Raw genomic sequence first — 6,533 nt, 5'->3', positions numbered from 1 at the left:
GCGACGCCACATTTTTCACTCATACCTCTGTTTATAAAAGACAATTAAATCCGCCCAGCCAACCGGAGGGACGCTCGCGATCACCGTTGCGCAAGAATGTTTCGCAAATCACCTCGCCTGATTTCCGAAGATTTCCACCGCTCGCCTTTTGCCGGCTTGCTGACGCTGCGGAACCTGTGTCAGCGTCGCAGTCGCAGCGCCAACAGCCCCAGAATCGCCGCCAGCCAGATCAGCGGCTCGGTCACATCGGCTTTGGTCTGCCACAGATAATGCACCCCCGCCGCGATGGCGGCCGGATAGGCCAGACGATGCAGCTTCCGCCAGCCCTGCCCCAGCCAACGCACCGAGGCGTCGTTTGAGGTCAGCGCCAGCGGCAAAAGCAGTGCCAGCGCGGCCATACCCGCGGTCAGATAGGGGCGCTTGAGGATGTCTTTGGCCGCCTGTTCCCACAGCAACCGCATATCCAGCCCCAGCCAGACTGCCGCATGAAGCGCCACATAAAAAAATGCCAGCAGCCCCAGCGCCCGGCGCTGCCGCAGCAGGCTGAGGCCGGTCTGGCGCCGCAGCGGCGTGATCGCCAAACCCGCCACCAGAAACCACAGCCCGATCTTGCCCAGACGATGCTCGATCTCTTTGACAGGGTCGATACCCAGCCCGCCGGTCGCCCCCAGCCAGACCACCCAGGCCAGCGGCAGCGCCCCCGCCAGATAAACCGCCCAAGGCGGAACCCCGCGCAGGACGCAGTTCATCTTTGCGATCTGCATCAATAAAACTTTGCCAGATCCATCCCGGCATAGAGGCTGGCCACCTCTGCGGCGTAGCCATTAAACATCTGAGTCGGCTCGCGCGGCGCAAAGATGCCGCCGCCGATTCGGCGCTCGGTCGCCTGGCTCCAGCGGGGGTGGTCCACCTCGGGGTTCACATTGGCGTAAAACCCGTATTCCTGTGACTGCATTGCATTCCATGTGCAGACCGGCTCGCGCTCGGTCAGGGTGATCCGCACAATGCTTTTGATGCTTTTGAACCCGTATTTCCACGGCACCACCAGCCGGATCGGGGCGCCGTTCTGGGCGGGCATCTCTTCGCCGTAAAGCCCGGTGGCCAGAATCGTCAGCGGGTGCATCGCCTCATCCAGCCGCAGCCCCTCGCGATAGGGCCAATCCAGAATCGCGCGGCGCTGGCCAGGCATTTCGTCGGGGCGCACGAGCGTTTCAAAACCCACATATTTCGCGCCGGGCTGCACCCCCACACGCGCCAGCAACTGGTTCAGTTCGAACCCGACCCACGGGACCACCATCGACCACGCCTCGACGCAGCGCAGTCGGTAGATGCGCTCTTCCATCTGCGCCCCCGACAGGATGTCTTCCAACCCGTAACTGCCGGGCCGGTCAACCAGACCGTCGATCTGCACGGCCCAGGGCTTCAGCGTCAGCAGGCGCGCGTTCTTGCGCGGGTCGGCCTTGTCGGTGCCCAGTTCGTAGAAGTTGTTATAGCCGGTGATTTCCTCACGCGTGTTCGGCGTCTGGGCAGTGGAATAGCGCGAGGGCGCGGCCACGATCTGCCCCAGCGCCGGGCCTGCCAGCCCTGCGGCGGCGGCCGAGGCGATCAGCGCGCGCCGGGTCATGTAATCAGCCCGCGGCGTCACATCCGACCAGCCCAGTGTTTTGCCCCTGCTCATCTTCGCCTCCATTTGATTGAATTACTATAGCCCCGCCCCCGCAGACGCCCTCTCACAAGTGCTTGACTTGGCTGTGCGAAGCCCCTTCCCCAACGGCATTTTCCGCGCCACAGTTGTGGTGCCGAAGGGCAGCAAGGGAGAGATCATGCGCAGATTGTTCATCGCGGCGCTTGCCGCAGGGTTGGCTGGCCCAGTCGCGGCGGCAGCCGAGGCAATTACCTACGAAGTCGAAGACAGCTTTGAAAACGTCGCCTTCGCGCTGGAAAGCGCGATCATCGGGCGCGGGCTGGTGGTTGATCACCTCAGCCATGTCGGCGAGATGCTGGAACGCACCAAGGCCGATGTGGGCGCCACCAAAACCGTGTTCACCGGCGCCGATGTGTTCAGCTTCTGCTCGGCCACCACCTCGCGCAGCGTGATGGAGGTTGATCCGGCCAATGTGCAATTCTGCCCTTATGGCATCTTTGCCTACGAAACCCCCGAAAAGCCCGGCGTCGTCATCGTAGGCCACCGCGATTACCCCGACGGCGCGATGCAAGAGGTCGAAGATCTGCTGGCAGGCATCGTGGCCGAAGCATTGATGCTGGAGGAATAGGCTCTCCGCGCTCTCGCTGCTTCACATTGGATCACAAGATTTTCAGTAGAAACCCCCAAGCCCCGCGGCTTGGGGCAAGACCCGTCAGGGTCAAGCCCGGTTCACGGCAATTTGGCGTGCATCCGGTTGGCCACCCCAGCCGTAACCCTTGCGATGCCACAGGGACGGCATCCATACCCAAGGGAGACAACCGATGATCCGCAGAACCTTTCTCGCGCTGACCACCGCCGCCGCCACCGCGCTGGCCGCCCCTGCCTTCGCCGCCGACATGGACATTGTCGATACCGCGGTGGGTGCGGGCAACTTCACCACGCTGGTTGCCGCCGTTCAGGCCGCCGGTCTGGTCGAAACGCTGAAAGGCGAAGGCCCCTTCACCGTCTTTGCCCCCACGGACGCCGCCTTTGCCGCGCTGCCCGCGGGCACCGTCGAAGACCTGTTGAAACCTGAGAACAAAGACAAGCTGACCGCGATCCTGACCTATCACGTCGTGCCGGGCAAGGTGATGTCGGGCGATCTGTCCGACGGCATGAAGGCTGCCACCGTGCAGGGCGGCGAGGTGACGATTACCACGATGGGCGGCGCCAAGGTCGATGGCGCCACGATCAGCACTGCCGATATCGAGGCTACCAACGGCGTGATCCATGTGATCGACGCGGTGATCCTGCCCGCGATGTAAGCGAACCAGCGCAACGCCGGCCTGGCCTGGCGTTGCGCTTGCCGCACCGAATGCCTATGGAAAGGAAGGCGCAGCGCGTGCCATCCAAACATGAGGTTTCCGGTGACGGTTCATCTGCACAGACACGATCTGCCCGACGGGCTGACGCTTGGCCCGGTGGTTGCGGTCGATACCGAAACGATGGGTCTTGACCCGCGCCGCGACCGACTGTGTCTGGTGCAGCTTTCGTCCGGCAATGGCGATGCCCATCTGGTGCAGATTGCCCGTGGCCAGACCCAGGCGCCGAACCTTTGCGCGATGCTGGCCGATCCGGGCACCATCAAACTGTTCCATTTCGCCCGCTTTGACATTGCTGCGATCTACGCGGCGTTTGGCGTGGTCACGCAGCCCGTCTGGTGCACCAAGATCGCCTCCAGAATGGTGCGCACCTTTACCGACCGGCACGGGCTGAAATACCTGTTGCAAGACATGGTTGGTGTCGATGTGTCCAAGCAGCAGCAAACATCGGACTGGGGCGCACCTGACCTGACCCCGGCGCAGATGGATTATGCCGCCTCTGACGTGCTGTATCTGCACCGGCTGAAGGCGGAACTGGAAAAGCGGCTGGCGCGCGAAGGCCGCACCGATCTGGCGCAGGCCTGTTTCGATTTCCTGCCCACCCGCGCCCGGCTGGACCTGATGGGATGGGAAGAACCCAATGACATCTTCCACCACTGACTTTCTGGAAACCGCCCGCCGCGTGATCGGGATCGAGGCCGCGGGGCTGGTGGCCTTGGCCGACAGCCTTGACGGCAGCTTTGGCGAAGCCGTGGGCCTGATCCTGAAGGCCCGGGGGCGGGTGATCGTCTCGGGCATGGGCAAGTCGGGCCATATCGGGCGCAAGATCGTGGCGACGCTGGCCAGCACCGGCACGCCCGCGCAATTCGTCCACCCCGCCGAGGCGAGCCATGGCGACCTGGGCATGGTCACGCCTGATGACGTGGCGCTGGTGCTGTCGAACTCGGGCGAAACACCCGAACTGTCAGACATCATCGCCCATACCCGGCGCTTTTCCATTCCGCTGATCGGCGTGGCCTCCCGCCCCGGCTCGACGCTTTTGCGCCAGTCTGATGTGGCCATCGTGCTGCCGCAGGCGGCCGAGGCCTGCGGGTCGGGCATCGTGCCCACCACCTCCACCACCATGACGCTTGCGCTGGGTGATGCGCTGGCGGTGGCCCTGATGGAACATCGTCGCTTTACCCCCGACCATTTCCGCACCTTCCACCCCGGTGGCAAGCTGGGCGCGCGGCTGGCGCGCGTGGCCGACCTGATGCACACCGACATGCCGCTGGTGCCCGAGGCCGCGCCGATGAGCGAGGCGATCCTGACCATCAGCCAAAAGGGCTTTGGCGTGGTGGGCGTCACCGATGCGGCAGGGCGGCTCGCGGGCATCGTCACCGACGGCGACCTGCGGCGGCACATGGAGGGTCTTTTGACCCATACCGCCGCCGAGGTGATGACACGCGCCCCCCGCACCATCGACCCCGAGGCGCTGGCCGAACGCGCGGTGGCGGTGATGAACGACAAAAAGATCACCTGCCTCTTTGCGGTCTCTCCCGAGGGCGACGGCCGCCCCGCAGGCATCTTGCACATTCACGACTGCCTGCGCGCCGGGGTGGTGTGATGGGGCGGGCCTATGACAACGCCCATTCCCGGCTTGTCGCGGGCCTGAAAATCGCGCTGCCGCTGGCGGCTCTGGTGCTACTGTCCACGCTGTTTCTGTTTTCGGGCCGGATCGACCCTTCAGACCCCATTCCCTATGCCGAGGTCGATGTCGAGGAGCTGGCGCGCGAGCCGCGCCTGACAGCCCCCGACTATGCCGGAATGACCGAAGATGGCGGCAGCCTGACCGTCACCGCACAAACCGCCCGCCCCAACCCGGCGGGCGGCGGCGCCAGCGCCACCGACTTGCACGCCCGGCTGGACACCGCCGGGGGCCTTGGCACCGACATTCGCGCAGGCACCGGGCGGATCGACCCGACGGCGGGGCTGCTGGCGCTATCGGGTGGGGTCGATGTCGCCACCACCACCGGCTACACCTTGCACACCGACCTGCTGGAGGCCGCCACCGACCGCTCGCGCCTGGCAGCCCCCGGCCCGGTTGCGGGCAGCGCACCCTTTGGCGCGATCAGCGCAGGCGCCATGTTGCTGGAGGCCACCGGCACCGCCAAAGACCATGTTCTGGTTTTCAACGGCGGCGTGAAGCTGATATACCGGCCTCAGGATTGAGGACATCATGCATTCGCTTTGCCGCCCGCTTGCCCTATGCGCCCTGCTTGCCCTGCCCATCGCGGCGTCGGCCCAGACGGTCGCCTTCGGCGGCATCCGCACCGATGCCTCGGCCCCGGTCGAGGTGACGGCCGACAGCCTGTCGGTCAACCAGACCGATGGCTCTGCCGTCTTCACCGGCAATGTCGTGATCATTCAGGGCCAGATGCGGCTGGCCGCAGCCGAGGTGCGGGTGGACTATGCCGAGGGCGACCAGACCCGGATCGAGCGGCTGCACGCCACCGGCGGCGTCACGCTGGTTTCTGCCACCGAGGCCGCCGAGGCGCGCGAGGCGGTCTATAGCATCGACGCGGGCAATGTCGTGCTGACCGGCGACGTGGTGCTGACGCAGGGCAGCAACGTGCTGTCGGGGCAAAAGCTGACGGTCGATCTGAAATCGGGCACCGGCTCGATGGAGGGGCGCGTACGCACCCTGCTGCAGCCGGGGGGCAATTGATGTCTGCACCCGACCCGGCGACCGGGCTGCATGTCACCGGCCTGCGCAAAAGCTACAAGCGCCGCCCGGTGTTGCGCGATGTCTCGCTTGATCTGGGCCGCGGCGAGGTCGTGGCGCTGCTGGGTCCGAACGGCTCGGGCAAGACCACCTGCTTTTACAACATCGCGGGCCTGATCACCCCCGACGCGGGCGCGGTGGTGATCGATGGGCGCGATGTCACCGCGCTGCCGATGTATCGGCGCGCACGGCTGGGTATCGGCTATCTGCCGCAGGAAGCCTCGATCTTTCGCGGCCTGTCGGTCGAGGACAACATCCTTGCCGTGCTGGAGATCGTGGAGCGCGACCCGCACCGCCGCCGGGAGCGGCTGGAGGAGCTTTTGGGCGATTTCTCGATCGGGCATCTGCGCGGCGCGCCCGCGCTGGCGCTGTCGGGCGGCGAACGGCGCCGGGTCGAGATTGCCCGCTGCCTTGCCGCCGACCCGAAATACCTGCTGCTTGACGAACCCTTCGCCGGGGTGGACCCGATCGCGGTGGGCGAAATCAGAACCCTTGTGCAAGAGCTGAGGGCCCGTGGTATCGGCGTGCTGATCACAGATCACAACGTGCGCGAAACGCTGGAAATCGTTGACCGCGCCTATATCCTGCACGATGGCCGTGTTCTGATGAGCGGCACCGCCGCCGAGGTCGTGCGCGATGAAAACGTCCGCCGCGTCTATCTGGGCGAAAGTTTCCGCATCTCGTAACCTCTTGCAGGGCGCCCTCGCGGCCCCCACGTCACATAGTAAGGCGTTGACATCGCCGATCAGAGAGGCGCCAATTG

At 65.2% G+C, this 6,533-nt stretch carries 9 protein-coding genes; 7 read left to right on the top strand and 2 right to left on the bottom strand.

From position 1 onward, the window contains the following. Nucleotides 1–179: 179 nt before the first annotated feature. The gene (msrQ, locus tag C5F46_RS10825) at nt 180–764 is read right to left on the bottom strand and encodes a protein-methionine-sulfoxide reductase heme-binding subunit MsrQ (protein WP_107325363.1); all 585 of its coding nucleotides are present in this window, start codon (nt 762–764) and stop codon (nt 180–182) included. Continuing rightward, a complete protein-coding gene (gene msrP, locus C5F46_RS10820) occupies nt 764–1,678 on the bottom strand; it encodes a protein-methionine-sulfoxide reductase catalytic subunit MsrP (protein ID WP_107325370.1) in 915 nt (304 codons plus the stop codon). The genes msrQ and msrP overlap by 1 nt, the downstream gene beginning before the upstream one ends. Before the next feature lie 145 nt (nt 1,679–1,823). On the opposite strand from msrP, the gene C5F46_RS10815 reads away from it, so the two are divergent. From C5F46_RS10815 to lptB, 7 genes are all read left to right on the top strand, one after another. Then, entirely contained in the window at nt 1,824–2,273 is a 450-nt protein-coding gene (locus C5F46_RS10815) for a DUF302 domain-containing protein (protein ID WP_107325369.1), read from the top strand. Between the two features lie 193 nt (nt 2,274–2,466). Continuing rightward, a complete protein-coding gene (locus C5F46_RS10810) occupies nt 2,467–2,949 on the top strand; it encodes a fasciclin domain-containing protein (RefSeq protein ID WP_107325362.1) in 483 nt (160 codons plus the stop codon). A 102-nt stretch (nt 2,950–3,051) separates the two neighbouring features. Then, nucleotides 3,052–3,666: a ribonuclease D gene (locus tag C5F46_RS10805; RefSeq protein ID WP_107325368.1), complete on the top strand. Its 615-nt coding sequence runs from the start codon at nt 3,052–3,054 to the stop codon at nt 3,664–3,666. Next, entirely contained in the window at nt 3,647–4,612 is a 966-nt protein-coding gene (locus tag C5F46_RS10800) for a KpsF/GutQ family sugar-phosphate isomerase (protein WP_107325361.1), read from the top strand. The genes C5F46_RS10805 and C5F46_RS10800 overlap by 20 nt, the downstream gene beginning before the upstream one ends. After that, entirely contained in the window at nt 4,612–5,217 is a 606-nt protein-coding gene (locus C5F46_RS10795; RefSeq protein WP_107325360.1) for a hypothetical protein, read from the top strand. Before C5F46_RS10800 ends, C5F46_RS10795 begins: the two co-directional genes overlap by 1 nt. Nucleotides 5,218–5,224: 7 nt before the next feature. Continuing rightward, complete coding sequence (gene lptA, locus C5F46_RS10790) at nt 5,225–5,713, top strand: lipopolysaccharide transport periplasmic protein LptA (RefSeq protein ID WP_107325359.1); 489 nt, start codon at nt 5,225–5,227, stop codon at nt 5,711–5,713. Next, complete coding sequence (gene lptB, locus C5F46_RS10785; RefSeq protein WP_107325358.1) at nt 5,713–6,456, top strand: LPS export ABC transporter ATP-binding protein; 744 nt, start codon at nt 5,713–5,715, stop codon at nt 6,454–6,456. The genes lptA and lptB overlap by 1 nt, the downstream gene beginning before the upstream one ends. Nucleotides 6,457–6,533: the final 77 nt, after the last annotated feature.

It is taken from the genome of Phaeovulum veldkampii DSM 11550, from assembly GCF_003034995.1.
In the GTDB taxonomy this organism is placed as follows: Bacteria; Pseudomonadota; Alphaproteobacteria; order Rhodobacterales; family Rhodobacteraceae; genus Phaeovulum; species Phaeovulum veldkampii.
The sequence above is the reverse complement of the archived record's forward strand: the minus strand, read 5'-3'. Positions and strand labels throughout refer to the sequence as shown.

Bases quoted from the DNA above. Each gene is read 5' to 3' on its own strand.
- C5F46_RS10800 (WP_107325361.1), top strand. From the start codon at position 3,647: ATGACATCTTCCACCACTGACTTTCTGGAAACCGCCCGCCGCGTGATC.
- lptA (WP_107325359.1), top strand. From the start codon at position 5,225: ATGCATTCGCTTTGCCGCCCGCTTGCCCTATGCGCCCTGCTTGCCCTG.
- lptB (WP_107325358.1), top strand. From the start codon at position 5,713: ATGTCTGCACCCGACCCGGCGACCGGGCTGCATGTCACCGGCCTGCGC.
- msrP (WP_107325370.1), bottom strand. From the start codon at position 1,678: ATGAGCAGGGGCAAAACACTGGGCTGGTCGGATGTGACGCCGCGGGCT.
- C5F46_RS10810 (WP_107325362.1), top strand. From the start codon at position 2,467: ATGATCCGCAGAACCTTTCTCGCGCTGACCACCGCCGCCGCCACCGCG.
- C5F46_RS10795 (WP_107325360.1), top strand. From the start codon at position 4,612: ATGGGGCGGGCCTATGACAACGCCCATTCCCGGCTTGTCGCGGGCCTG.
- msrQ (WP_107325363.1), bottom strand. From the start codon at position 764: ATGCAGATCGCAAAGATGAACTGCGTCCTGCGCGGGGTTCCGCCTTGG.
- C5F46_RS10815 (WP_107325369.1), top strand. From the start codon at position 1,824: ATGCGCAGATTGTTCATCGCGGCGCTTGCCGCAGGGTTGGCTGGCCCA.